Below are 22,135 nucleotides of genomic sequence, written 5' to 3'. Positions count from 1 at the left end.
GGCGACGCATGCGCGTTTTCTTTTGTGCCGGCGCGCCGCTCAGATCTTCAGATGCGCGAGCACCTTCGGCGCCACGATCGCGACGAGCGCCGCGCAGAGCGCGACGACGGACAGGCCGATGGACAGATTCGCGGCCTGCGCGACCGCGCCGATCACGACCGGCCCGAACAGCAGTCCGAAGTACGCGAGGCCGGCGACGTGCGCGAGGCCTTCGGCCGCGTGGATGCCTTTCACGCGCGCGGCGGCGGCAAACAGCACGGGCATCATGTTCGCGAGGCCGAGCCCCATCAGCGTGAAGCCGATCAGCACGGCCGCCGCGTGCGGCACCAGCAGCGCGCCGATCATCCCCGCGCAGGCGAGCGACGCGCTCGCGAACACGAGCTGCGGCGCGCCGAATCGCGCGCGCACCGCGTCGCCCGCGAAGCGCGCGGCGGCCATCCCGCCGGAGAACGCCGCGTACGCGGCGCTCGCCGCAGCGGGGCTCGCGGCGACGACGTCGCGCATGTAGACGGTCGCCCAGTCGTACATCGCGCCTTCGGCGATGAGCGCGACGAGTGCGATCCCGCCGAGCATCCACAGTGCGGGCGAGCGCCAGCGGTTGCCGCTGCCGTGCGCTTCGTCGTGATGCGGGACGTGCGGCAGCACGGCCGGGCTCGCCGCGACGAGTACGGCCGCGCAGGTGGCGGCCGCGAGTGCGAGATGCACGGCCGGCGACATCCCGGCCGACAGCAGCGCGCCGCCGGCCGCGGCGCCCGCCATCCCGCCGATGCTGAACATCCCGTGCAGCGACGACATGATCGGCTTGCCGAGCGCGAGTTCGACCGCGCTCGCTTCCGCGTTCATCGCGACGTCCAGCGTCGCCATCGAGAAGCCGAACAGCGCGAGCACGACGAGCAGCATCGGATAGTCGGGCACGACGAGGATCAGTGCCGCGCACGCGGACATCACGAGTCCGCCCGCGAGACACGCGACGCGCGAACCGACGCGCGCGATCCAGCGCGCGATCGTCAGCATCGCGGCGATCGATCCGCCGGCGACCGCGAACAGCGCGATCGACAGCAGCGCGGGGCTGAGCGCGAACTTGTCGCGCACGGTCGGCACGTGGACGCCCCAAGACGCGTACATCATGCCGGCAACGAAGAACAGCGCCATCGTCGCGGTGCGCGCACGCTGGCGAACGGGAAGCGACAGCATGCGGTGCGCGTCGGGCGCGGCGGCGAGATCGGAGGAAGATGGGGACACGGAACGCTCGTTGGAAGTCTGAATGCGCCGGATGACGGGCGCTCGTCTGATTGGTCCGATTCTATCGAACCGCTTGCGCGCTTGCCGAGCGGCGCCGTCCCGCGCGATGCTGCACCGGTTTGGCGCATGACGGCCGGACGGGCCGACGGCCCATGCGCGGCACGCTCGGCCGCGAGTAACATCGGAGCGCAGGCGGCGCGCCGACGCGCCGCGCGTTCATCGTGGAGCCATCTTGAACATCGATCCCGCCCTCGCCCTGCATCTGCTGCACCGCTGCGCGCTCGGTACGCTCGCGACCCATGCGCGCGAGCCGCAGGGATTTCCGTATCCGACCGTCGTGCCGTTCGCCCCCGACGCCGGCCACCGGCCCGTGATTCTCGTCAGCGCGCTTGCCGAGCACACGCGCAACCTCGTCGCCGATCCGCGCGCCGGATTCCTGGTCGTCGATGCGCGCGACGGCGACGTGCTGAACGCCGAGCGCGCGACGCTGCTCGGCCGCTTCGTCCCGCTCGACGACGATCCGCACGTCGCCGCGCGCTACTGCCGCTACGAGCCGGACGCCGCGCGCTATCTGGCACTCGGCGACTTCACGTTCCGGGCGCTGGAGGTCGAGCGGCTGCGCTATATCGGCGGCTTCGGCCGGATGGGCTGGGTCGACGGCACGGGCCTCGACACGCTGCCGCCGCTCTCGTTCGACGACGAGCAGGAACTGTGGGCCGCATACGAAGCCGGCGCCGAGCGTCGCGACGGGCTGGAGCTGCTCGGCGTGGACCGTTACGGCGCGGACTGGCGATACGACGGGCGCCGCATCCGGACGTCGTTCGACATGCCGCAGGCCGACTTGCGCGCCCTGCGCGAACGGCTGCTCGACTGCGCGCGAAATGCGGCGTGATGTCGCGGCGTGCCGGCTCGTACGCGGTGCAACGATTTTCCGAAATTGTCGCCGGATGAAAGTTTTGATTTTTACGCATGTCGGGTAATTGCGTATGTTGATAGACCGAATCGACAACCGGTAATGTCCTAATCTCGACACCGGTTCGTAACATTTTGAGAAAGTTCGTAGCCGGTCAAAATGACGGGCCTGAATTACAATCGACATCGGGATTTTCATGAATCCCTCTTCTCTCAATTCTTTTTTGTGCTAATCTCTGCCTTCAAAATCCGAGGCACATATATTTCATGAGTGGTGAGCCGGCTGCAGACCGGCGCCATTGGTCAGATCGAAAGGAAAACTATGTCTTCTTACAAGGACCTGCTGGCCCAGCGGGAGAAGCTGGAGAAGCAAATCGAAGAAGCGAAGGCGCGTGAATACGCCGAAGTACTCAACGACGTGAAGCAGAAAATCGCCGACTACGGCTTTTCGCTCGCGGAACTCGGCCTGAGCCGCGCGAAGGCCGGCAAGGTCGGCCGCCCGCGCGCCGGTGTGGCGGCAAAATATCGCGATCCGGAAACGGGCGCGACGTGGTCGGGCCGCGGCAAGCCGCCGCGCTGGATCGCCGGCAAGAATCGCGAACAGTTTGCGATTTAAACACGCGCTTACATCGCTCATTCAGGCAGAAGAGCCGCGTGCCGTTGAGGCGCACGGCTCTTTTGTTTTCAAGGCGTCCGCCTGCGGCTGTCGTGATTTGTAACAAAAGTGTCACAAAGCGGCGTGAATGAAAATGCGATGCGTTCGCATAAGCAATTGATTTGAATGGGAAATTTCGTGTTATCGAGATATGGAGCGGGTCGCGTTTGATAGAATCACGTATCCACACCGATATCTCGTATTCCATGTCTACCTTTACCGGCGACGCGCAAAGTGCGGATAAGCACGCGGTCGCGCGCAAGAGTACCTTCGTCAGTATCGTGCTGAATGTCGTACTGGCGACATTTCAGATCGCGGTCGGCGTGATTGCACATTCGCAGGCATTGATTGCCGACGGCGTGCACTCGATTTCCGATTTGATCTCCGATTTTGTCGTGCTGGTTGCGAATCGGCACAGCGGCGCGGTGCCCGATGCCGACCACAATTACGGACACAGTCGCTACGAGACCGTCGCTTCGCTGTTTCTCGGCGCGATCCTGATCGCGGTCGGAATCGGCATGTTATGGCGCGGCGGCGAGCGCCTCGTGCATCTTGAGACCATTCCGCCCGTGCATTTTTCCGCGCTGCTCGTCGCGCTGACGGTACTCGTGTCGAAGGAAGCGCTGTTCCGCTACATGCTGCGCGAAGCGCGACGCGTGCGCTCCGCGATGCTCGTCGCCAATGCGTGGCATGCGCGTTCGGATGCCGCATCGTCGCTCGTCGTCGCGATCGGCATCGTCGGCAGCCTGTTCGGCTTCCGGCTGCTCGACCCGATCGCGGCCGCGATCGTCGGCTTCATGGTCGCACGCATGGGCTGGACGTTCGGCTATGACGCGCTGCAGGATCTGTCCGATCGCGCGCTGAGCCTGGCGGAGACTGCCGAGATCCGCGCGCTGCTCGCGGCGACGCCCGGCGTGCGCGACGTGCACGATCTGCGCACGCGCAAGATGGGCGACGCGGCGCTCGTCGACGCGCATATCCTCGTCGATCCGATGATTTCCGTGTCCGAAGGCCACTACATCGCCGAAACGGCGCGTGCGCGCGTGCTGGCCGATCCGCGCGTGCTCGACGCGCTGATTCACGTCGATCCGGAGAACGACGCGGCACGCCGTCCGGCGCTCGCGCTGCCGCCTCGCGACGAAATCGCGACGCGGCTCGAAGCGGCGCTCGCGCAGCGCGGGCTGCGCGCCACCGCGATCAATCTGCATTACCTGAGTACGGGCCTCGAAATCGACGTGACGCTGCCCGCGGAGACAGGCTCCGACGCGGCGCTCGCCGACAAGCTCGACATCGATGCGCTGAAGCGCCAGTTCGGCGCGCGCCGCATCGGCTTCACGCGCGCGCTGCCGGCGCACGCATGAACGACGGCCGCGCGGCGCGGCGCTGCGCGCGGCCCGCCCGCCGATCAAAGCGGCAACTGCGTGTCGAACTTGATTTCGCGCAGCACGACGCTCGTGCGGACCTGCGAGACGGCGGGAATCTTGAAGATGCGTTCGTGCAGGAACACGTCGTAGGCCTTGATGTCGGGCGCGACGATCTTGAGGATGTAGTCGGCTTCGCCGGTCGTGCTGTAGCACTCGGTGACTTCCGGGCAGGTCGCGATCTCGCGCTCGAACTGCTCGACGCCGCCCTCGTTATGGCGCGTCAGATGCACGTGCGCGAGCGCGCAGACGTGCAGCCCGAGCTTCTCGCGATCGAGCAGCGCGGTGTAGCGCTGGATCACGCCCGACTGTTCCATGTCCTTGATGCGGCGCCAGCACGGCGTGCTCGACAGGCCGACCTGGTCGGAGATTTCCTGCACGGAGCGGCGCGCGTCGAGCTGCAACAGGCGAAGGATTTTTTGCGAAAAGGAATCGAGCGTCACCTGCGCCTCCATGCGGCAGCTACAACACGCTGAATGTTAGAGGGCCGCGAAAGGAAAGGCAATCTGACGTGCCGTCGGTGAGCGAGATTCCCTAATTTGTCCGTGGATCCGTGGGAGATCGTCCCGCGCCCGCGTCGTCGGACCGATCGGTGTCCGATACGGCGAGGCCCGCAAGCGCGGCCTGCTGGCGGCGCAGGTCGGCCAGCATGTTGCAGAACAGCGCGCCTTGCTCGATCGCGTCGTCGAGCGCGACGTGCGTGTGCGGATGATCGTCGAACCAGTGCTTCGGAAAGCGCGGCTTGATGGCCTTGCGGTACGGCAGCCCCGTCATCGCGAACGCGAGCGTCTTGATGTCGAGCGCCGACCACGAGAACGGGCAGCGTCCCGCGAAGCGCATCATGTACCAGAACATGAACGTGAAGTCGAAGCCGGCGGGCATCGCGACGAACACCGGTTTGCCGGGCAGCGCCTCGACCCATTCGACGTACGCGACGAGCGCCGCTTCCGGCGCCTGCAGGTTCTGCCGGCACGCGGCCCAGGCGTCGGGCTCCGTCTTCCACCACGCTTCCTGCACGGGATGCGCGTGCGCGCCGGGCAGCGTCTCGAGGTTCGCCGAGAAGGTGGCGATCAGCTGTTTGTCTTCCGTATAGGCGGCCGACGCGAAGCTCAGCATCGAGTGCGGGCCGGGGATCGGGCCGTCCGCTTCGACGTCGGTGCTGACGTAGATTTCGGGAATCGCGGTCTGGTTCATCCGAACACCTTGTCCGACACGAACGGGTTCGTGCGGCGCTCGTCGCCGAACGTCGACACGGGGCCGTGGCCCGGCACGAACGTCACGTCGTCGCCGAGCGGCCACAGCTTCTCCTTGATCGAGCGGACGAGGTCCGCATGATTGCCGCGCGGAAAATCGGTGCGGCCGATCGAGCCGGCGAACAGCACGTCGCCGACGATCGCGACGCGATGCGCGCGACTGAAGAACACGACGTGGCCCGGCGTATGGCCCGGGCAGTGATAGACCTCGAGCGTTTCGTCGCCGAACTGCACGGTGTCGCCGTCGTTCAGCCAGCGATCGGGCTCGAACGCTTCCGCGGCCGGGAAGCCGAAGCGCTCGCTCTGCGTCGGCAGCTTCTCGATCCAGAAGCGCTCGTCTTCCTGCGGCCCTTCGATCGGCACGCCGTAGTGCGTCGCGAGCGTCTTCGCGCCCGCGCAGTGATCGATGTGCCCGTGCGTGAGCAGCACCTTGTCGACCTGCACGTTCTGCCGCGCGATCTCCTGTTCGATCCGTTCGAGGTCGCCGCCCGGATCGACGACGGCGGCGCGGCCCGTCTTCTCGCAGACGAGCAGCGAGCAATTCTGCTGGAACGGCGTGACCGGAATGAGCGTGACTTTCATGGAAGCACCGGCGGCTAAAAGGATCGATTGTACCGGTCGGGCGCGTGGGCTGCCGGCCGTGCGGCGGCGTGCAGGGCCGTTGTTCGGGCAATCCCGCAGCATCCCGATGGTTACCGCCATAGAGAGAATCAATGGTCCGCGCGGGGCGCTTTTCGAGACGCGATTTTGATTTATGTATAATGCGGCCCATTGCGCGTGAATTTCACGCAATTCGCTGGTGTTCCGGCCCCGTCAGAGAGGGGTGTCGGGTTCACCGTCAAGCATCAGCCGCCGGGGGTTTCCGGCGGTGTATCCAGCACCGTGCATTCGGTGCTCACGTCTTGTCCGGCCGGGCGCTGCGCGCCCGCCTGCGGCCTTGCTGCCGCGCCGCCGGACGGGGCCTGTGCCGCCGTTCCTGTGCGTCATCGTATCGACGCGCGCGAACGTGAAAGCCATGTTCGATGGCGGCATGTGGGGTCTGGTCAGGCTGCCGGGGACAGGTTGCGCCAGACGTGAAAGCTAATCAGGACGGTTGCGGCACAGACGAAAGCCGCGCCCATGCAAGCCGCCCGCTCGCGCTCGAGCGGGACGTGCACGCATTTGCCGTCCGGGCTGCGTATCCGCGTCGCGAAACAGCGTCAGGAACAGGCGGCCCGAACCAGAAGGCGACACGTCGATGAATTTACGACTTCCGAATCGATTCGGGACCATTGCTTTATTTTTTGCGCTCGCGGGCTGTGCGGTGCCACCCAGCCAGACCACCGGGAGCGCGTCGCAGAAGAACGCGGTCGACAAGACGGCCGCGGCCGCGAAAGCGGACGATCAGCAACCGCTCAATTTCGATTCCGCGCTGGCATCGATGCCGGCCACCGGCAGCGACGACGCGAAGAAATCGTCGCTGGCCGACGCCGAGCCGATCGACGGCAAGGACGTCTCCGATTTCCGCCAGACCGGGCGCGCATCGTGGTACGGGAAGGGCTTCCACGGCCGCCGCACGGCGAACGGCGAGCGCTTCAACATGAACGCGTTCACGGCCGCACACCGGACGCTGCCGCTGTCGTCGTACATCAAGGTGACCAACGCGTCGAACGGCAAGTGGGTCGTCGTGAAGGTCAACGATCGCGGGCCGTTCAAGCGCGGCCGCGTGCTCGACCTGTCGTATGCGGCCGCGAAGGTGATCGGCCTCGTGCACGCCGGCACCGGCCGCGTGAAGATCGAAGGGCTCTCGCCGCAGGAAGCGCGCGAGGCGCGCGACGAGATGCTCGCGTCGATCTCGTCGAAGTAACGTCGCGGAGCGTTTCCGCATGCAGAAGGGCTGCCGTCGGCAGCCCTTCGTCATTGATGCGCGGTGCGTGTGCGCCCGCCGTCAACCTTCCTTCAGCGCCAGTGCGCGCGCATAGAGCGCGTTGCGCGACGCGCCCGTCAGCGCAGCCGCGAGTTTCGCCGCGCTCTTCACCGGCACTTCTTCCAGCAGCAGCTTGAGCAGCGCGTCGTGCGCGGTGTCGTCTGCGTCGTCGCGCGCGGCCGGCGCGCCTTCGACGACCAGCACGAATTCGCCGCGTTGCCGGTTCGCATCGCCGGCGAGCCAGCTCTGTCCTTCGGCCAGCGTGCCGGCGAACAGCTGCTCGTGTAGCTTCGTCAGTTCGCGCGCGATCAGCAGCCGGCGCGCGGGGCCGAACGCGCCGGCGAGCGCGTCGACCGTTTCCGCGATCCGGTGCGGCGCTTCGTAAAACACCAGCGCGTACGGATGCGACGCGAGCGCCTGCAGTGCGGCCGCGCGCTGCTTCGCCTTCGGCGGCAGGAAGCCTGCAAACGTGAACGCGCCGGCCCAGTCGCCGGCCACGCTGAGCGCCGTCACGGCCGCGCTCGCACCGGGCAGCGGAATCACCGCGAAACCGGCGGCGCGCACTGCGTCGACGAGCCGCGCGCCGGGGTCCGAGATGCCGGGCGTGCCGGCGTCCGATACGTACGCGACGCGCTCGCCGGCGCGCAGCAGCTCGATCACGCGCAGCGCGGCTTCGCGCTCGTTGTGTTCGTGCACGGCGACGAGCGGCTTCGAGATGCCGTAACGCGCGAGCAGCTGGCCCGTGTTGCGTGTGTCTTCGGCGGCGATGCGATCGACGAGGCCGAGCACGTGCAGCGCGCGCAGCGTGATGTCGGCGACGTTGCCGATCGGCGTCGCGACGACGTAGAGGGCGGCTTCCGGGTAGTGCTGCGTGTGCGCGAGTTCGAGGAGGGCAGTCATGGCAGGCAATGCGCGCGATCGCCGCGCAAGCGGAACAAGGACGGCATTGTGCCACGCGCGCGCCGCGCGGCCGGACGACGCGTGCGCGGCCGACAACTTTTCCTGCGCGGCGCGATCCAAGCCGATCGGCGCCGCGTTCGAGTTGCGCGCGCGGCAGTTCCTCGCGCGCCGCGGGCTCGCGTTCGTCGCAGCGAACGTGACGATGCGCGGCGGCGAACTCGATCTCGTGATGCGCGACGCCGACGGCACGCTCGTGTTCGTCGAAGTGCGCGCGCGACGCAGTACGCGGCACGGCGGCGCGGCCGCGAGCGTCGGTGCGCGCAAGCGGCAGCGGCTCGTCGCCGCGGCGCTGCGCTTCTGGGCGCATCACGATCCGGCGGCCGCGTGCCGGTTCGACGTGATCGCGTTCGAGGCCGGGCGGCTCGTCTGGCTACGCGATGCATTTCGTGCCGACGATGCGTAGTCGCGAGCTGTGACGAGATGTAAAGAGTTCTTGCCGGACCGCGGGACACGGTGCCGGAGTACGGTAAACTCGCCGCACTCACGATGTGTCGCGCGACGCGCCGAAGCGTGCTGCGCGCCCAGTTCACCAGGAATCGATGTCAGTCGAACGTATTCAGCAACATTTCCGCGACAGTGCCGCGCTTCATGCGGAAGCCGCCGACACGCTGTCGCTGCCGATCGCAGCCGCGGTCGACGCGATGTTCGCCGCACTGGCGAACGGCAACAAGATCGTCGCGTGCGGCGACGGCCCGTCGGCCGCCGCAGCGCACTACCTCGCCGTGTCGCTGGTCGGCGGCTTCGAGCGCGAGCGTCCGGGCCTGCCCGCGATCGCGCTCGGCACCGATGCGTCGCAGGCCGGCCTCGCCGGCGCGGCGGCCGCCGATCAACTGTTCGCGCAACAGGTGCGCGTGCTCGGCCAGACCGGCGACATCCTGCTGGTGCTCGATTCGGGCGGCGCCTCGCCGCGCGTGCTCGCGGCGATCGACGAAGCGCACGAGCGCGAGATGACCGTCGTCGCGCTGACGGGCGGCAGCGGCCATGCAGTCGCGGCCGCGCTGTCCGACACCGATATTGCGATCAGCGTGCCCGCCGTCCGGGCGGCGCGCATTCACGAAGTCCATCTGCTGACCATCCACTGCCTGTGCGACGGCATCGACGCGATGCTGCTGGGTGAGGATTGAACGAAGGAGAGCCGTCGATGAATCAAAGCCGCGTCAAACAGACGCTCGTCAGAACCACGCTGCTCGCCGCGCTGACGGCGGGCCTCGCCGTGTCGCTGCAGGGCTGCGTGCTCGGGGTGGTCGGTGCGGCAGCCGGCGGCGGCGCGCTGATCGCGACCGACCGCCGCACGCTCGGCGCGCAGACCGAAGATCGCGAGATCCAGGTCAAGGCGCTCACGCAGATCAACAACGGGCTGCCCGATCAGTCGCACGTGAACGTGACGGTGTTCAACCGCCGCGTGCTGCTGACCGGCGAAGTGCCGAACGATGCATCGAAGCAGCGCGCCGAGGAGATCGTGCGCGGCATCAACAACGTGAACGGGATCGTCAACGAGCTGTCGGTCGAGCCGGCGGCGTCGCTGTCGTCGCGCGCGAACGACTCGTATCTCGAAGGGCGCGTGAAGTCCGAGCTGATCGCGACGAAGGGCATCTCGGCGAACAACTACAAGGTCGTCAGCGAGCGCGGCAACATCTATCTGATGGGCCTCGTGACGGTCGACGAAGGCAATCGCGGCGCCGAGGCGGCGAGCCAGGTGCCCGGTGTCGAGAAGGTCGTGAAGGTATTCCAGTACATCAAGCCGCAGGATGCGCAGGCGCTGCAGGCCGCGGCGCCGAGCGACGCGTCGGGCACGCAGGCCGCGGCCGCGCCGGCCGACGCGGCGACCGTCGGCGCGGTGCCCGATGCGTCGGTGCAGTCCACGCCGCTGCAGCCGCCCGCGCCGATCTCGAATTCGTCGGGCGTGCATCCGGGCAACCCGAAGGCGACGCCGCAATGAGGGCTGCGCCGATGAAGTCGTTCAGGCAGGTGGCACGCCGCATCGTGCAGGGCGCCGTGGCGGCGTCGCTCGTCGGTGCGTGGGGCGCGAGCGCGCACGCGCAGGTCGGCGACGGGCTCAGGGTCGCGCGCAGCAACGCCTGCCTGGGCTGTCACGCGGTCGACCGGAAGCTCGTCGGCCCGTCGTTCAAGGACATCGCCGCGCGCTACAAGGGCGATCCGCAGGCCGTCGCGAAGCTGTCGAAGAAGGTGAAGGACGGCGGCTCGGGCGTCTGGGGCGCGATTCCGATGCCTGCGCACCCGCGGATGAGCGATGCCGATCTGCGCTCGGTCGTCGAATGGGTGCTGGCCGGCGCGCCGCAAAAGTAACGTTCGGCGGGCCGCCGCGCGCGATCTTGCGCGGGCGCAAGCGCTTGGGGGCAACCCTATTGCCAAGCGCGGAAATGCGTGTGTATGATGACGGTTTGTTGGGGCGGTAGCTCAGCTGGGAGAGCGTCGCGTTCGCAATGCGAAGGTCGGGAGTTCGATCCTCCTCCGCTCCACCAACGAATTCGAAGGGCTCGATCGCAAGATCGAGCCCTTTTTGTTTATGCGCGCCGCCGCCCTAGCGCCGCCCGAAACTCGGCCGCTTCGGATCGTACGTCCAGCCCGGCACGAGATACCGCATCGCAACCGCATCGTCGCGCGCGGTGCCGCCCACCTGCCGGTACAGCGCATGCGCGGCTTCGACCTGCGCGAGGTCCAGCTCAATCCCGAGCCCCGGCCGCTCCGGCACGGCGACCTTGCCGCCGACGATCTCGAGCGGTTCGCGCGTGAGCCGCGCATCGCCTTCCTGCCAGATCCAGTGCGTGTCGATCGCGGTGATCGTGCCCGGCGCCGCGGCTGCCGCATGCGTGAACATCGCGAGCGACACGTCGAAGTGATTGTTCGAGTGCGAGCCCCACGTGAGCCCCCAGTCGCGGCACAGCTGCGCGAGCCGCACCGAGCCCTGCATCGTCCAGAAGTGCGGGTCGGCGAGCGGAATGTCGACGGCCTGCAGCCGCACCGCATGATCCATCTGCCGCCAGTCGGTCGCGATCATGTTGGTCGCGGTCGGAATGCCGGTCGCGCGGCGGAATTCGGCCATCACTTCGCGTCCCGAATAGCCGGCTTCCGGCCCGCACGGATCTTCCGCATACGCGAGCAGGTGGCCTTGCCCGCGGCACAGCGCGATCGCTTCGTCGAGCGACCAGGCGCCGTTGGGATCGAGCGTCACGCGCGCGTCGGGAAAGCGCGCCTTGATCGCCGCGATCGCTTCCATCTCGTCGGCGCCGTCCATCACACCGCCCTTCAGCTTGAAATCGGCGAATCCATAGCGTTCGACCGCGGCCTCCGCCTGCCGCGCGATCGCGGCCGGCGTCAGCGCCTCGTCGTTGCGCAGCCGGAACCAGGGCTCGCTCGCGTGCGCCTCGTCGCGGTACGGCAGATCGGTGCGGCGCCGGTCGCCGATATAGAACAGATACGCGAGCATCGGCACCGCGTCGCGCTGCTGACCTTCGCCGAGCAGCGCGGCAACCGGCACGTCGAGATACTGGCCAAGCAGGTCGAGCAGCGCGGCCTCGATCGCCGTGATCACGTTGTCGAGCCGCAGGTTGATCTCGTGCGGCTGGCGCAGCACCGCGGCTTCGCCGGCCGACGTGACCTCGTGCCGGATCGTGCGCCCCGCGCCCGCGGCCGGGCCGGACAGCGCCGCGCGCACCGCGTTCAGCGTCGCCTGGTAGCGGCCGATCGGCTGGCCGACGACGAGATCGATCATGCGCTCGAGCGCGTGCCGGATGCCTTCGCCGCCCGGCACTTCGCCGACGCCGGTGCGTCCGCTGCTGTCGTCGAGTATCACGAGGTTGCGCGTGAAATACGGTGCGTGCGCGCCGCAGAGATTGAGCAGCATGCTGTCGCGACCGGCGACGGGAATCACCTGCATCCGCGTGACGCGCGGCGTGCCGGCATGACGGGCTTCGGACATCGTTCGGGGTTCCTCTCGAAAGCGGGCGGCCGGCCGCGCCGGCTCGGCCCGCGTCGGTTCAACGAAGCTCGACGCGGCGGATCTCGCCGACGACGAACAGATAACAGATCACCGCGACGAGCGCGTGCGCGCCGACATAGACCAGCGCGCCGTTGAACGACCCGCTGCGGTCGACGATATAGCCGATCGCGATCGGCGTCGTGATGCTCGACAGGTTTCCGCAGGTGTTCAGCAGCGCGCCGCTGAGCCCGGCGATCTGGCGCGGTGCGGTATCGGCGTTGACGGCCCAGCCGAGCGCGCCGAGCCCCTTGCCGAAGAACGACAGCGCCATGAACAGCACGACGAGCACGTGAGAATCCGTGTAGTTGCAGACGATCATCGACATCGACAGCAGCATCCCGATCACGATCGGCACCTTGCGCGCGGCCGACAGCGAGCGGCCGTGCCGCAGCAGCGCGTCGGAGACGATGCCGCCGAGAATGCCGCCGAGGAACCCGCACACGGCCGGGATCGACGCGACGAGCCCCGCATTGAGAATCGACATCCCGCGCGCCTGCACGAGATAGACGGGAAACCACGTGATGAAGAAGTAGGTGAGCGCGTTGATGCAGTACTGCGCGACGTAGACGCCGATCAGCATCCGGCTCTTCAGCAGCGCCTTCACGTGCCGCAGCGACGGCCCGCCGTCGCGCGCGCCGCTCGTCTGATCGATGTTGACGAGCGCGCCGCCGTCCGCGAGATAGTCGAGTTCGGCACGGTTGATCTGCGGATGGTCCTTCGGATCGTAGACGGTGCGCCGCCAGACCGCGACGAACGCGAAGCCGAGCACGCCCATCACCGCGAATACCGATTGCCAGCCGAACGCGTGCACGAGCCAGCCCATCAGCGGCGCGAACACGACGGTCGCCGCATACTGCGCGGCATTGAAGATGGCCGACGCGGTGCCGCGCTCGGCGGCCGGAAACCACGCGGACACGATCCGGCTGTTGGCGGGAAACGACGGTGCTTCCGCTGCGCCGACGAGAAAGCGCAGCCCGAACAGCAGCGCGAACGCGGCCGCGCCGCCGAAGAAGCCGATCGCGCCTTGCAGCAGCGTGAACAGCGACCAGAAGAAGATGCTGAACGCGTAGACGATGCGCGAGCCGTAGCGGTCGAGCAGCCAGCCGCCGGGCAGCTGCGCGACTACGTACGACCAGCCGAACGCGGAGAAGATGAAGCCGATCTGCACGTGGTTCAGATGCAGGGCGCGCGCGAGGCTCGGGCCGGCGATCGAGATCGCCGCGCGATCCGCGTAGTTGATCGTCGTGACCGCGAACAGCACGGTCAGCACGAGCCAGCGCACGCGTGTGCGCCGGGCCGTTGCCGACGCGGACGCCGGCAGCGCGTGAAGCGGATTCATGCTGTCTCCTCCGAGGCGGAAGGCGGGCCGTCCTGCGGCCGGCGCGTCGATGTGCGCGCGATCTGTCGTGTCGCGACGCCCGGGCCGGGCGAGCGGGCGGGCGTCCGGGTCATTCTGTCACGGCGACATTTGCACATTCATGCCAATTGCTGACTTGATCGATTCAGCAATTGAATCGTTCGCGACGACGGCGACCGGCGCGAACAATTTTTATCCGGGTGATATTGACATCCGATTTATACCCGGATAAAAATGTCGCTACTCCGATTTTGCATCCAAGGCGACCGCGATGACTGCGACTCCGTTTCTCCCTTCCTATACCGCGTTCGACGGCCATCGCCGCATCGCGTCGGGCCCGCTCGCGACGGTGGCGGTCGCGGTCAAGCGCATCGCCGGCGACGGCATGGCCGGCACGGTCCTGATCTTCGACGATGCGACGGGGCGCTCGATCGACCTCGACCTGCGCGGCACGGCCGACGAAGTGCGCGCGCGTCATGCGCCGCCGGCGCGCGATGCCGCGCAGGACGCAGGCATCGCCCGCGATCCTGTCGGCGCGGCCGAACAACGCGGCCGCGGCCGGCCGAAGCTCGGCGTCGTATCGCGCGAGGTCACGCTGCTGCCGCGCCATTGGGACTGGCTCGCCGCGCAGCCGGGCGGTGCATCGGTCGCGCTGCGCAAGCTCGTCGAAGACGCGCGCCGCACGCATGCGGCCGCCGACCGGCGGCGCGACGCGCAGGCGCGCGCCTATCACTTCATGTCGGCGCTGGCCGGCGATCTGCCCGGTTTCGAGGAAGCGGCGCGCATGCTGTATGCGAACGATCTCGCGCGGATGGCCGAACTGATCGCCGGCTGGCCGGAGGATGTGCGCGACCACGCGCTCGCGCTGGCGCGCGGCGAGCTGCCGCCGTCGACGGAAACGTGCTGAGCGCGCGCGCCGTGCATCACCGCGCGCGCAACGCATCGACGATGTTCAGCCGCGCGGCGCGCAGCGCCGGCAGGAAGCCGCCGACGAGCCCCATCACGAGCGAGAACAGCAGCGTCTTGACGACGATCGCCGGCGTCAGCACGAAGCGGAACGACAGGTCCGAGAAGGTCTGGAAGTTGGTCGTCGAGAACGAGGCGAACTGCATCAGCGACGCGCAGGCGAGCCCCGCGACGCCGCCGACGAAGCCGAGCAGCAGCGCTTCGAGCAGGAACGCCGCGAGCACGTTCGCGCGCTTGAAGCCGAGCGCGCGCAGCGTGCCGATCTCGGCGGTGCGGTTCGCGACCGACGCATACATCGTGATCGTCGCGCCGATCATCGCGGCGATCGAGAAGATCGTCGACAGCGTGATTCCGAGGATGTTGATGAAGGTCGACAGCGCCTTCGACTGATCGCCGTAGAACGTCTGCTCGCGCTTGGCTTCGTCGGTCAGCCGCGGATCGACGTCGATGTCGGCCTTGAAGCGCGCGAAGCCGTCGGCGCTCGGAATGCGCAGCACCATCGACGAATAGCTGGTGCGCCGGAACGACTGCATCAACTGATCGACGTCGCCCCAGATTTCCGAATCGAAGCCGCTGCCGCCCGCGTCGAACACGCCGACGATGGTCCAGTCGCGCTGCGCGAAATGCAGGCGGTCGCCGAGCTGCGTGCCGCTGAAGCCTTTCGCGACCGCGCTGCCGACGATGATTTCCGACGAGCCCGGCGCGAACATGCGGCCCGCCTTGAGTTGCACGCGCGGGCGCAGCGCGAGCCCGGCCGGCGACACGCCGCGGATCACGACGTTCGACGGCTTGCCGGTCGACGTCTTCACGAGCGAGATCAGCACGACCGCTTCCTTCGACACGAGCGGCCGGCCGTCGGCGCCGAGCGCGACGGCCGGATGCATCTCGAGCGCGTTCGCCTGCTGATGATCGATCGCGCTCTGGATTTCGGTCTCCGCGCCCTTGCGGATCACGACGACGTTGTCGGGCTCGCCGGTCGACACGAGCGTCTGCGTGAGCCCGGCGTCGAGCATCAGCACGGTCGCGAACACGAAGATCACGAGCGCCATCCCGCCGGCGGTCAGCGCGGTGGTGAGGCGGCGCGCCCACAGGTTGCGCGCGATGTAGGTGAGCGGAATCGCCATGCCGCGCCCGTCAGCCGATCGCCCGCAGGCCTTCGACGACGCGCACGCGCGCGGCCTGCCAAGCGGGCACCAGCGCGGCCGCCACGCCGACCGCGACCGAGCAGGCGGCCTGGAGCGCGAGCGTGCGCGCGGACACGTGGAACACCGGGAAGATCCCGCCGGCCGCCTGCTTGAACAGGCTCGCGGCCGGCGGCGTCGCGAGCATGCCGAGGCTGCCGCCGATCGCCGCGATCACGGCCGATTCGCCGAACACGAGCAGCGCGAGGAAGCCGGGCCCGAAGCCGAGCGCCTTCAGCGTTGCGTATTCGGCCGTGCGCTCGCGCGCGCTCATCGCCATCGCGTTCGCCATGACGGCCATGATGATCAGGATCACGACGTAGGACACCAGCCGGATCGCCGCGATGATCTGGTTCGACATCGCGACGAAGCCGAGCTGGAACGCCTGCTCGGTTTCGGTCAGCGTTTCGGCGAGCGAGTTGCGGAACGTCGCGTCGACGTTGCGCGCGATCGCCGCGCCGTCGTCCGGGTTCGCGACGCCGAGCACGAACACGCCGACCTGATCGGCCTGCTTCGGCGTGCGCTGGCGGACCGTTTCATTGAGATAGTCCCAGTGGAACACCAGTTGCCGCGTGATCGTCGATTCGTCGCGCCCGTCGAGGATGCCGCGCACGACGAAATCCCACGTGCCCGGATAGATCGTGCCCTTCAGCGGGATCACGTCGCCGACCTTGAAGCCGAACTGCGTCGCGAGCTGCCGCCCGACGAGACAGCCGCGGCGGTCGCGCGCATAGTCGGCGCGCTGCTGCGCCGGCACGATGAACTCGGGATACAGATCGAGATAGTTGTCCGACACCGCGAAGCTCGCGAAGAAATTCTTCGGATCGCGGTAGATGCCGCCGAACCAGTTCGAGCGGACGATCGCCGTCACGCCGTCGACACCGCGGATCCGGTTCTCGTAGCTGACCGGCAGCGGAAACACGAGCGAGATCGCATTGCGCGTGACGAGCCGGCCGCTCGACGCGGCGGCCGCGCCCGCGTACCACGCGTCGACGACCGTATGCAGCAGCCCGAATGCGAGCACCGCGATGGTCAGGCCGAGCACGGTCAGCAGCGTGCGCAGCCGGTGCCGCAGCGCGTTGCGCGCGATCAGCTTCAGCACGAACATCGCGCGCGCCGGGGCGAACGGTCAGCGGGCATGCCCATCGATCAGCTCCCCTTTTTCGAGATGCACGAGCGATTTCGCGGCCGCGGCCGCATGCGCGTCGTGCGTGACCATGATGATCGTCTTGCCGAGTTCGGCGTTCAGCCGCTGCAGCATCGCGAGCACGTCGGTGGCCGAGGCGCGGTCGAGATCGCCGGTCGGCTCGTCGGCGACGATCAGCGCGGGATCGGTGATCAACGCGCGCGCGATCGCGACGCGCTGCTGCTGGCCGCCCGACAGCTCGGACGGATAGTGCGCGGTCCGCTCGCCGAGATTCACCATGTCGAGCACGAGTTCGACGCGCTCGCGCCGTTCGCGGCGCGACAGCGGCGTCAGCATCAGCGGCAGCTCGACGTTCTCGAACGCGGTCAGCACCGGCATCAGGTTGTAGAACTGGAAGATGAAGCCGACGTTCGCCGCGCGCCATTCGGCGAGCTGCGCTTCCGCGAGCTGCGTGATGTCGAGCCCGCCGACGCGCAGTTCGCCGGCATCCGGCCGGTCGATGCCGGCCACGAGATTGAGCAGCGTGCTCTTGCCGGAGCCGGACGGTCCCATCAGCGCGACGAAGTCGCCTTCGCCGATGTCGAGCGTGATGTCGGTCAGCACGGGCACGATCTGGCTGCCGCGCCGGTACGACTTCGCGACGTGGCGGATCTCGACGAGGGGCGGCGGTGCGGCGCTCACGCTACTTCTTCGCGACGGTCACTTTCGCGCCGTCCTTCAGCGCCGCGCCGGGCGCGAGCACGACCGTGTCGCCGGGCTTCACGCCGCGCACCGCGACCAGCTCGCCGATGCGCGCGCCGCGCGCGACGGGCACCGCGTGCACGGTGTCGTCCTGCAGCGCGAACACGACCGGCCGGCCGTCGCGCTCGACGACGGCGCTCGCCAGCACGGCCGTCACCGGCTGGCGGTCCTGCGCCGAGACGGGCTTCGACAGGAACGCGATCTTCGCGCTCATGTCCGGCAGCACGCGGTCGTCGCGATCGACAAAGCGCACCTTCACGAGCACGGTCGCCTTCGAGCGGTCGACGGTCGGCACGATCCGCGACACGCGGCCCGCGAAGCGCATGTCGGGCAGCGCGTCGAGCTGGATTTCGCACGGCTGCCCGGCGCGGATCTTCGCGATGTTCGATTCGGCGACGTCGGCCTCGACTTCGAGCGTATCCATGTCGGCGATCGTCACGACCGCGCCCTTGCTGTCCGATGCGGACGAGAACGGCGTGATGTTGTCGCCGACGTTCGCGTGCTTCGCCAGCACGATCCCGTCGAACGGCGCGCGGATCACCGTCTGGTCGACGGCGACCTGCGCGGCGCGGGCATTCGCTTCGGCCGACGCGACGGCGGCCTCGCCGCTGTTCACCGACGCGCGCGCCTTGTTGACGCGCGCGGTGTCGGTGTCGAGCTGCGCAGCCGGCACGGCGCCGCGCGGCGCGAGCGCCGCGGTGCGGCGCAGCGCGATCTCGGCATCCTTCAGCTCGGCCTGCTGCACGCCGAGGTTCGCGCGTGCCACCTTCACCTGGGCAAGCGCCTGCGCGAGCGACGCTTCGACGTCGCGGCTTTCGAGCCGCGCAATGATTTCATCCTTCTTCACGCGCGTGCCCTCGAGCACGCCGAGCCATTCGACGCGTCCCTGGCCCTTCGATGCGACGGCTGCCTTGCGCTGCGGGACCACGTAGCCGGTCGCGTTCAGTTGCGTGTCGTTCTGATAGGGATACGCGGACGTGACGGCCGTCGTGTCGACGGTCGGCCGGCGTGTGACGGCGAGGCCTATGGCGAGCGCGACGAGGGCGAGCGCGGCGGCCGCCGCATAGCGAACCCAGCGTCGCCGGCGCGGCGCTGCGATCGGGCCTCGGTCGATCTTCAGCTTGTCCAGATTGTGATCGGGCAATTGGGTGCCTCTTGGCGGCCGTCTCGGGGCCGCGGTCCGGTGCCGGGAGCGTGTCCGGGAAAGGGACGGAAGGTCGCTCAGTATAGCGTCGCCGCGAACGGCCGGCGCACCGGTTCGCCGGCATGCGGATGGCGGTCGCGCGTGCGCCCCCGGGAAAACCCGGTAAACGCCGCGCACGTGTCAACTGGCCGCGAAGCCGGTGCGTTATCGAGCCAGTGCGTCAGGATTCCAGCGCGGCGGAACGGTGCAAGCCGGCCGGCGTGACTGACGCTCCGATGCGGATGCCTCGCATCTTTTCGTACCGGCACGTTTGAATTTTTTCTCCGCTAAAGGAAGAACAATGAAGAAGACGCTCGCTTCGATCATGACCGCAGCATTCGCTCTCGCATCGGTTTCGGCATTCGCACAGGCTTCGGCGCCGGCCGCCGACACGTCGGCTTCGGCTCCGGCACCGGCCAAGAAGGATCACAGCAAGCCGAAGCACCAGCTGAAGCGCCACGGTTCGGCAAAGGGCAAGGCGAAGGCCGCAGCGGCTTCGGCAGCCGGCACGAACGACGCAGGCACGCAGAACTAAGCACGCGGTGCAGGCCGGCCCGGCCGGCCAGCCCGTCGCGAAACCCCGTTTGCTTCGGCATACGGGGTTTTGTTTTTTTTAGCCCCCGCTCGCGGCGGGCTGCGCGCGCATCGCCTCGACGAGCGCCTGCATGCGCCGCCAGTGCGAGCCTTCCCAGAACACGCGCCGGCACACGTCGCACGCGGCGAAGCGGCGGTGCCGCTGCCGCACGCCGGGCGGCACCCGCGGCGCGGCCGCCGCGGCATCGAGCGCATGCAGCGGCGCGTTGCAGCGCAGGCAGAGCCGGAACGGCTGCATGTGCGGCGCGAGATCGAGCCGCGCGAACAGCTCGCGCAACTGCTCGGCCGGCTGCTGCGCATGGACGTAGCAGCCGCGCACGATCGCGCGGCGCTTCAGCAGCTCGCGGTCGCGCGTCAGCACGATGCGGCCCTCGCGCTCGGCGAGCGCCGCGATCTCGTCGTCGCGGAAGTGGTTGTCGTAGCGCGTGTCGAAACCGGCGAGCCGCAGCAGCTGCGCGAGCCCGCCGAGATGGGCGTCGGCGACGAAGCGCCAGGCGTCGGGCGGCGGCGCGCTCGCGGCGCCGCCTGCGCGCTCCGGGTACACGTCGATGCGGTCGCCGTCGTCGACGCGCCGCTCGAGCGCGGCCGCCGCACCGTTGACCGACAGCCGGCCGATTTCCGTGTGCGGGATGCCGAGCGCCTCGATCGCATGCTTGACGGTCGCGTCGCGCGCGCACGCATGCGCGAACGCGCGGTCGCGCTGCTCGCGCGCGAGAAACGCGTTCAGTTCGCCGTGGAAGCGGAAGGTCGCGGTCGCCATCCGCGCAGTATCGCATCGCGAGCCGCGCGGCGTGCGGCGTGCGCCGTCAGGCCTGAGGCGTGCGCTGCGCGTTGCACGCATCTGTGTTTAACTCGCGGCTTGACGATCGAAGGAGCGGGCAATGGATCTCGGATTTATCGGGCTGGGCGAAATGGGGCAGGCAATCGCGACGAACCTGCTGAAGGCCGGACATACGGTGCGCGTGTGGAACCGCTCGCGCGATCGCGCGGCGCCGCTGGCGGAGCTCGGCGCCCGGATCGTCGATGCGCCGGCCGACGCGTTTCGCGGCGACGCGGTGTTTTCGATGCTGGCCGACGACGCCGCCGCGCGCGCCGTGTTCGACGACGCGCTGCTTGCGCAGGCGCCGCGCGGCTTGATCCACGTGAACATGGCGACGATATCGGTCGCGCTCGCGGAATCGCTCGCGCACGCGCATGCGTCGCGCGGCCTGCAGTACGTCGCCGCGCCGGTGATGGGCCGGCCCGACGTCGCGGCCGCCGGCCGCCTGACGATCATGGCCGGCGGCCCGGCCGAGGCGATCGACCGCGTGCAGCCGCTGTTCGATGCGATCGGCCAGAAGACCTGGCGTTTCGGGTCGCTGCCGCAGCACGCGAACGTCGCGAAGATCGCGGCGAACTTCACGCTCGCCTCGGCGATCGAGACGCTCGGCGAGGCGTCGGCGCTGCTCGGCGCGCACGGCGTCGCGATGCGCGACTTCCTCGACGTGATCACGCACAGCGTGTTTCCGGGGCCGGTCTACGAAGGCTACGGCGCGATGATCGCCGAACGCCGCTACGAGCCCGCGCGCTTCAAGGCGCGGCTCGGGCTGAAGGACGTGCGGCTCGCGCTCGAAGCCGGCGACGCGGCGTCGGTGCCGCTGCCGGTCGCGAGCGTCGTGCGCGACAGCCTGCTCGACGTGCTCGCGCACGGCGGCGGCGATCTCGACTTCGCCGCGCTCGGCGACGCGGCACTGCGCCGCGCGGCCCGTTGAGGGCGCGCGCGACAGCGGCGTCGCGCGCACGGCATAATCGACGTTTCGTTTTGACGACTTCACGCAGAGGCGCGCAATGAACCTGCATACCTGGTGGCTTTTCGTGGCGACGGTGTTCGTCGTGTCGGCGATTCCCGGACCGAACATGCTGCTGGTGATGACACACGGTGCGCGCCACGGCCTGCGGCGCTCGGCGGCGACGATGGCCGGCTGTCTGAGCGCGCTCGTGCTGATGCTGTCGGTGTCGGCAGCGGGCCTCGGCGTGTTCCTCGAGGCGTGGCCCGCGATGTTCAACGCGCTGCGCTTCGCGGGCGCCGCCTATCTGATCTACCTCGGCGTGAAGGCGTGGCGCGCAAGCGCCGACGACGTGCCGGCCGCCGATGCCGAGCCCGCGCTGCGCCATGCGGCCAATGCGTCGCGCTGGGCGCTGTTCCGCAACGGCTTCCTGGTGGCGGGCAGCAACCCGAAGGCGATCCTGTTCGCGGCCGCGCTGCTGCCGCAGTTCATCAACGCGGCCGAGCCGACGCTGCCGCAGTTCGGCATCCTCGTCGTCACGTTCGCGGTGATCGAGGTCAGCTGGTATCTCGTCTATGCGTCGTTCGGCACGCGCATCGGCGCGACGCTGAAAAGCCGCAGCGTCGCGAAGATCTTCAACCGGCTGACGGGCGGACTGTTCGTCGGCTTCGGCGCGATGATGGCGCTGGTCCGTCACTGATTCGCGCCGCCGCCGCGCGCCGAACGCCCCACACCGCACGCCCCGTGCCTCGTCAGAGGGCGGGGCGTTCGTCTTTCAGGCCTGCGTGTCGGGCAGCGCCGCGCGGCCGGTCACGCGCGCGGCGGACCGCCCGGCCAGGCCCGATGCGCCG

Annotated in this window: 24 protein-coding genes and 1 tRNA gene; 13 read left to right on the top strand and 12 right to left on the bottom strand. The window is 68.6% G+C overall.

Going from position 1 to position 22,135, the window contains the following annotated elements; translation table 11 throughout:
* Positions 1-39 precede the first annotated feature (39 nt).
* Positions 40-1,194, bottom strand: coding sequence for an MFS transporter (locus HMPREF3115_RS05820; RefSeq protein WP_206289224.1), 1,155 nt, complete (start codon positions 1,192-1,194; stop codon positions 40-42).
* A 280-nt stretch (positions 1,195-1,474) separates the two neighbouring features.
* Here HMPREF3115_RS05820 and HMPREF3115_RS05815 point away from each other — a divergent pair, with 280 nt between their 5' ends.
* The 3 genes from HMPREF3115_RS05815 (at position 1,475) to HMPREF3115_RS05805 (ending at position 4,170) form a co-directional block, all read left to right on the top strand.
* Complete coding sequence (locus HMPREF3115_RS05815; protein WP_070553684.1) at positions 1,475-2,134, top strand: HugZ family pyridoxamine 5'-phosphate oxidase; 660 nt, start codon at positions 1,475-1,477, stop codon at positions 2,132-2,134.
* Between the two features lie 342 nt (positions 2,135-2,476).
* Positions 2,477-2,770: an H-NS histone family protein gene (locus HMPREF3115_RS05810; RefSeq protein ID WP_006401369.1), complete on the top strand. Its 294-nt coding sequence runs from the start codon at positions 2,477-2,479 to the stop codon at positions 2,768-2,770.
* A 245-nt stretch (positions 2,771-3,015) separates the two neighbouring features.
* The gene (locus HMPREF3115_RS05805; RefSeq protein ID WP_035489615.1) at positions 3,016-4,170 is read left to right on the top strand and encodes a cation diffusion facilitator family transporter; all 1,155 of its coding nucleotides are present in this window, start codon (positions 3,016-3,018) and stop codon (positions 4,168-4,170) included.
* Between the two features lie 44 nt (positions 4,171-4,214).
* On the opposite strand, the gene HMPREF3115_RS05800 is transcribed toward HMPREF3115_RS05805, so the two are convergent.
* The 3 genes from HMPREF3115_RS05800 to HMPREF3115_RS05790 form a co-directional block, all read right to left on the bottom strand.
* A complete protein-coding gene (locus HMPREF3115_RS05800; RefSeq protein ID WP_006477376.1) occupies positions 4,215-4,685 on the bottom strand; it encodes an Lrp/AsnC family transcriptional regulator in 471 nt (156 codons plus the stop codon).
* Between the two features lie 79 nt (positions 4,686-4,764).
* Positions 4,765-5,424: a 3'-5' exonuclease family protein gene (locus tag HMPREF3115_RS05795; RefSeq protein WP_070553682.1), complete on the bottom strand. Its 660-nt coding sequence runs from the start codon at positions 5,422-5,424 to the stop codon at positions 4,765-4,767.
* Positions 5,421-6,065 carry an MBL fold metallo-hydrolase gene (locus tag HMPREF3115_RS05790; protein WP_006401365.1) on the bottom strand — a complete coding sequence of 215 codons (645 nt, stop codon included), beginning with the start codon at positions 6,063-6,065 and terminating at the stop codon, positions 5,421-5,423. Before HMPREF3115_RS05790 ends, HMPREF3115_RS05795 begins: the two co-directional genes overlap by 4 nt.
* Positions 6,066-6,720: 655 nt before the next feature.
* Between HMPREF3115_RS05790 and HMPREF3115_RS05785 the strand changes: the two genes are divergently transcribed.
* Positions 6,721-7,329 (top strand): septal ring lytic transglycosylase RlpA family protein, encoded by a 609-nt coding sequence (locus HMPREF3115_RS05785; RefSeq protein WP_006401362.1) that lies wholly within the window; start codon positions 6,721-6,723, stop codon positions 7,327-7,329.
* 81 nt (positions 7,330-7,410) lie between these two features.
* Here the strand turns inward: HMPREF3115_RS05785 and rsmI are convergent, their stop codons facing one another.
* Positions 7,411-8,289, bottom strand: a complete 879-nt coding sequence (rsmI, locus tag HMPREF3115_RS05780) for a 16S rRNA (cytidine(1402)-2'-O)-methyltransferase (protein WP_070553680.1) — start codon at positions 8,287-8,289, stop codon at positions 7,411-7,413.
* A 46-nt stretch (positions 8,290-8,335) separates the two neighbouring features.
* On the opposite strand from rsmI, the gene HMPREF3115_RS05775 reads away from it, so the two are divergent.
* The 5 genes from HMPREF3115_RS05775 to HMPREF3115_RS05755 all read left to right on the top strand — a co-directional run bounded on the left by HMPREF3115_RS05775 (position 8,336) and on the right by HMPREF3115_RS05755 (position 10,832).
* Complete coding sequence (locus HMPREF3115_RS05775; RefSeq protein ID WP_172488706.1) at positions 8,336-8,752, top strand: YraN family protein; 417 nt, start codon at positions 8,336-8,338, stop codon at positions 8,750-8,752.
* Positions 8,753-8,888: 136 nt separating this feature from the next.
* On the top strand, positions 8,889-9,473 hold the full coding sequence (locus HMPREF3115_RS05770; RefSeq protein ID WP_006408247.1) for an SIS domain-containing protein: 585 nt from the start codon (positions 8,889-8,891) through the stop codon (positions 9,471-9,473).
* A gap of 17 nt (positions 9,474-9,490) precedes the next feature.
* A complete protein-coding gene (locus HMPREF3115_RS05765) occupies positions 9,491-10,288 on the top strand; it encodes a BON domain-containing protein (protein ID WP_006408248.1) in 798 nt (265 codons plus the stop codon).
* Between the two features lie 11 nt (positions 10,289-10,299).
* On the top strand, positions 10,300-10,656 hold the full coding sequence (locus tag HMPREF3115_RS05760; protein WP_006408249.1) for a c-type cytochrome: 357 nt from the start codon (positions 10,300-10,302) through the stop codon (positions 10,654-10,656).
* Positions 10,657-10,756: 100 nt separating this feature from the next.
* Positions 10,757-10,832, top strand: a tRNA-Ala gene (locus tag HMPREF3115_RS05755).
* Positions 10,833-10,891: 59 nt separating this feature from the next.
* On the opposite strand, the gene HMPREF3115_RS05750 is transcribed toward HMPREF3115_RS05755, so the two are convergent.
* Together HMPREF3115_RS05750 and HMPREF3115_RS05745 are read right to left on the bottom strand one after the other, a co-directional pair.
* Entirely contained in the window at positions 10,892-12,289 is a 1,398-nt protein-coding gene (locus HMPREF3115_RS05750; RefSeq protein ID WP_070553678.1) for an enolase C-terminal domain-like protein, read from the bottom strand.
* A 58-nt stretch (positions 12,290-12,347) separates the two neighbouring features.
* A complete protein-coding gene (locus HMPREF3115_RS05745) occupies positions 12,348-13,688 on the bottom strand; it encodes an MFS transporter (protein ID WP_065494360.1) in 1,341 nt (446 codons plus the stop codon).
* Between the two features lie 289 nt (positions 13,689-13,977).
* Between HMPREF3115_RS05745 and HMPREF3115_RS05740 the strand changes: the two genes are divergently transcribed.
* Positions 13,978-14,613 carry a DUF2239 family protein gene (locus HMPREF3115_RS05740; RefSeq protein ID WP_065494359.1) on the top strand — a complete coding sequence of 212 codons (636 nt, stop codon included), beginning with the start codon at positions 13,978-13,980 and terminating at the stop codon, positions 14,611-14,613.
* Positions 14,614-14,629: 16 nt separating this feature from the next.
* Here HMPREF3115_RS05740 and HMPREF3115_RS05735 read toward each other — a convergent pair whose 3' ends face one another.
* Genes HMPREF3115_RS05735 through HMPREF3115_RS05720 form a run of 4 tightly spaced genes read right to left on the bottom strand, consistent with a single transcriptional unit; the run spans position 14,630 to position 18,885 of the window.
* Positions 14,630-15,796 carry an ABC transporter permease gene (locus tag HMPREF3115_RS05735; RefSeq protein ID WP_006408253.1) on the bottom strand — a complete coding sequence of 389 codons (1,167 nt, stop codon included), beginning with the start codon at positions 15,794-15,796 and terminating at the stop codon, positions 14,630-14,632.
* Positions 15,797-15,806: 10 nt separating this feature from the next.
* Positions 15,807-16,961, bottom strand: a complete 1,155-nt coding sequence (locus HMPREF3115_RS05730) for an ABC transporter permease (protein WP_006401339.1) — start codon at positions 16,959-16,961, stop codon at positions 15,807-15,809.
* Positions 16,962-16,982: 21 nt separating this feature from the next.
* Positions 16,983-17,681, bottom strand: a complete 699-nt coding sequence (locus HMPREF3115_RS05725) for an ABC transporter ATP-binding protein (RefSeq protein WP_006401338.1) — start codon at positions 17,679-17,681, stop codon at positions 16,983-16,985.
* A 1-nt stretch (position 17,682) separates the two neighbouring features.
* The gene (locus tag HMPREF3115_RS05720) at positions 17,683-18,885 is read right to left on the bottom strand and encodes an efflux RND transporter periplasmic adaptor subunit (protein WP_070553677.1); all 1,203 of its coding nucleotides are present in this window, start codon (positions 18,883-18,885) and stop codon (positions 17,683-17,685) included.
* A 340-nt stretch (positions 18,886-19,225) separates the two neighbouring features.
* Between HMPREF3115_RS05720 and HMPREF3115_RS05715 the strand changes: the two genes are divergently transcribed.
* Positions 19,226-19,459, top strand: a complete 234-nt coding sequence (locus HMPREF3115_RS05715; RefSeq protein WP_006401332.1) for a hypothetical protein — start codon at positions 19,226-19,228, stop codon at positions 19,457-19,459.
* A 78-nt stretch (positions 19,460-19,537) separates the two neighbouring features.
* Here HMPREF3115_RS05715 and HMPREF3115_RS05710 read toward each other — a convergent pair whose 3' ends face one another.
* Positions 19,538-20,278 (bottom strand): Mut7-C RNAse domain-containing protein, encoded by a 741-nt coding sequence (locus HMPREF3115_RS05710; protein ID WP_070553675.1) that lies wholly within the window; start codon positions 20,276-20,278, stop codon positions 19,538-19,540.
* Positions 20,279-20,399: 121 nt separating this feature from the next.
* On the opposite strand from HMPREF3115_RS05710, the gene HMPREF3115_RS05705 reads away from it, so the two are divergent.
* Together HMPREF3115_RS05705 and HMPREF3115_RS05700 are read left to right on the top strand one after the other, a co-directional pair.
* Positions 20,400-21,269, top strand: coding sequence for an NAD(P)-dependent oxidoreductase (locus HMPREF3115_RS05705; RefSeq protein ID WP_006401329.1), 870 nt, complete (start codon positions 20,400-20,402; stop codon positions 21,267-21,269).
* Between the two features lie 76 nt (positions 21,270-21,345).
* A complete protein-coding gene (locus HMPREF3115_RS05700; protein WP_006401327.1) occupies positions 21,346-21,984 on the top strand; it encodes a LysE family translocator in 639 nt (212 codons plus the stop codon).
* Positions 21,985-22,135: the final 151 nt, after the last annotated feature.

Source organism: Burkholderia sp. HMSC10F09 (assembly GCF_001806955.1).
GTDB lineage: Bacteria > Pseudomonadota > Gammaproteobacteria > Burkholderiales > Burkholderiaceae > Burkholderia > Burkholderia multivorans.
This window is presented reverse-complemented; position numbering and strand designations above follow the sequence as displayed.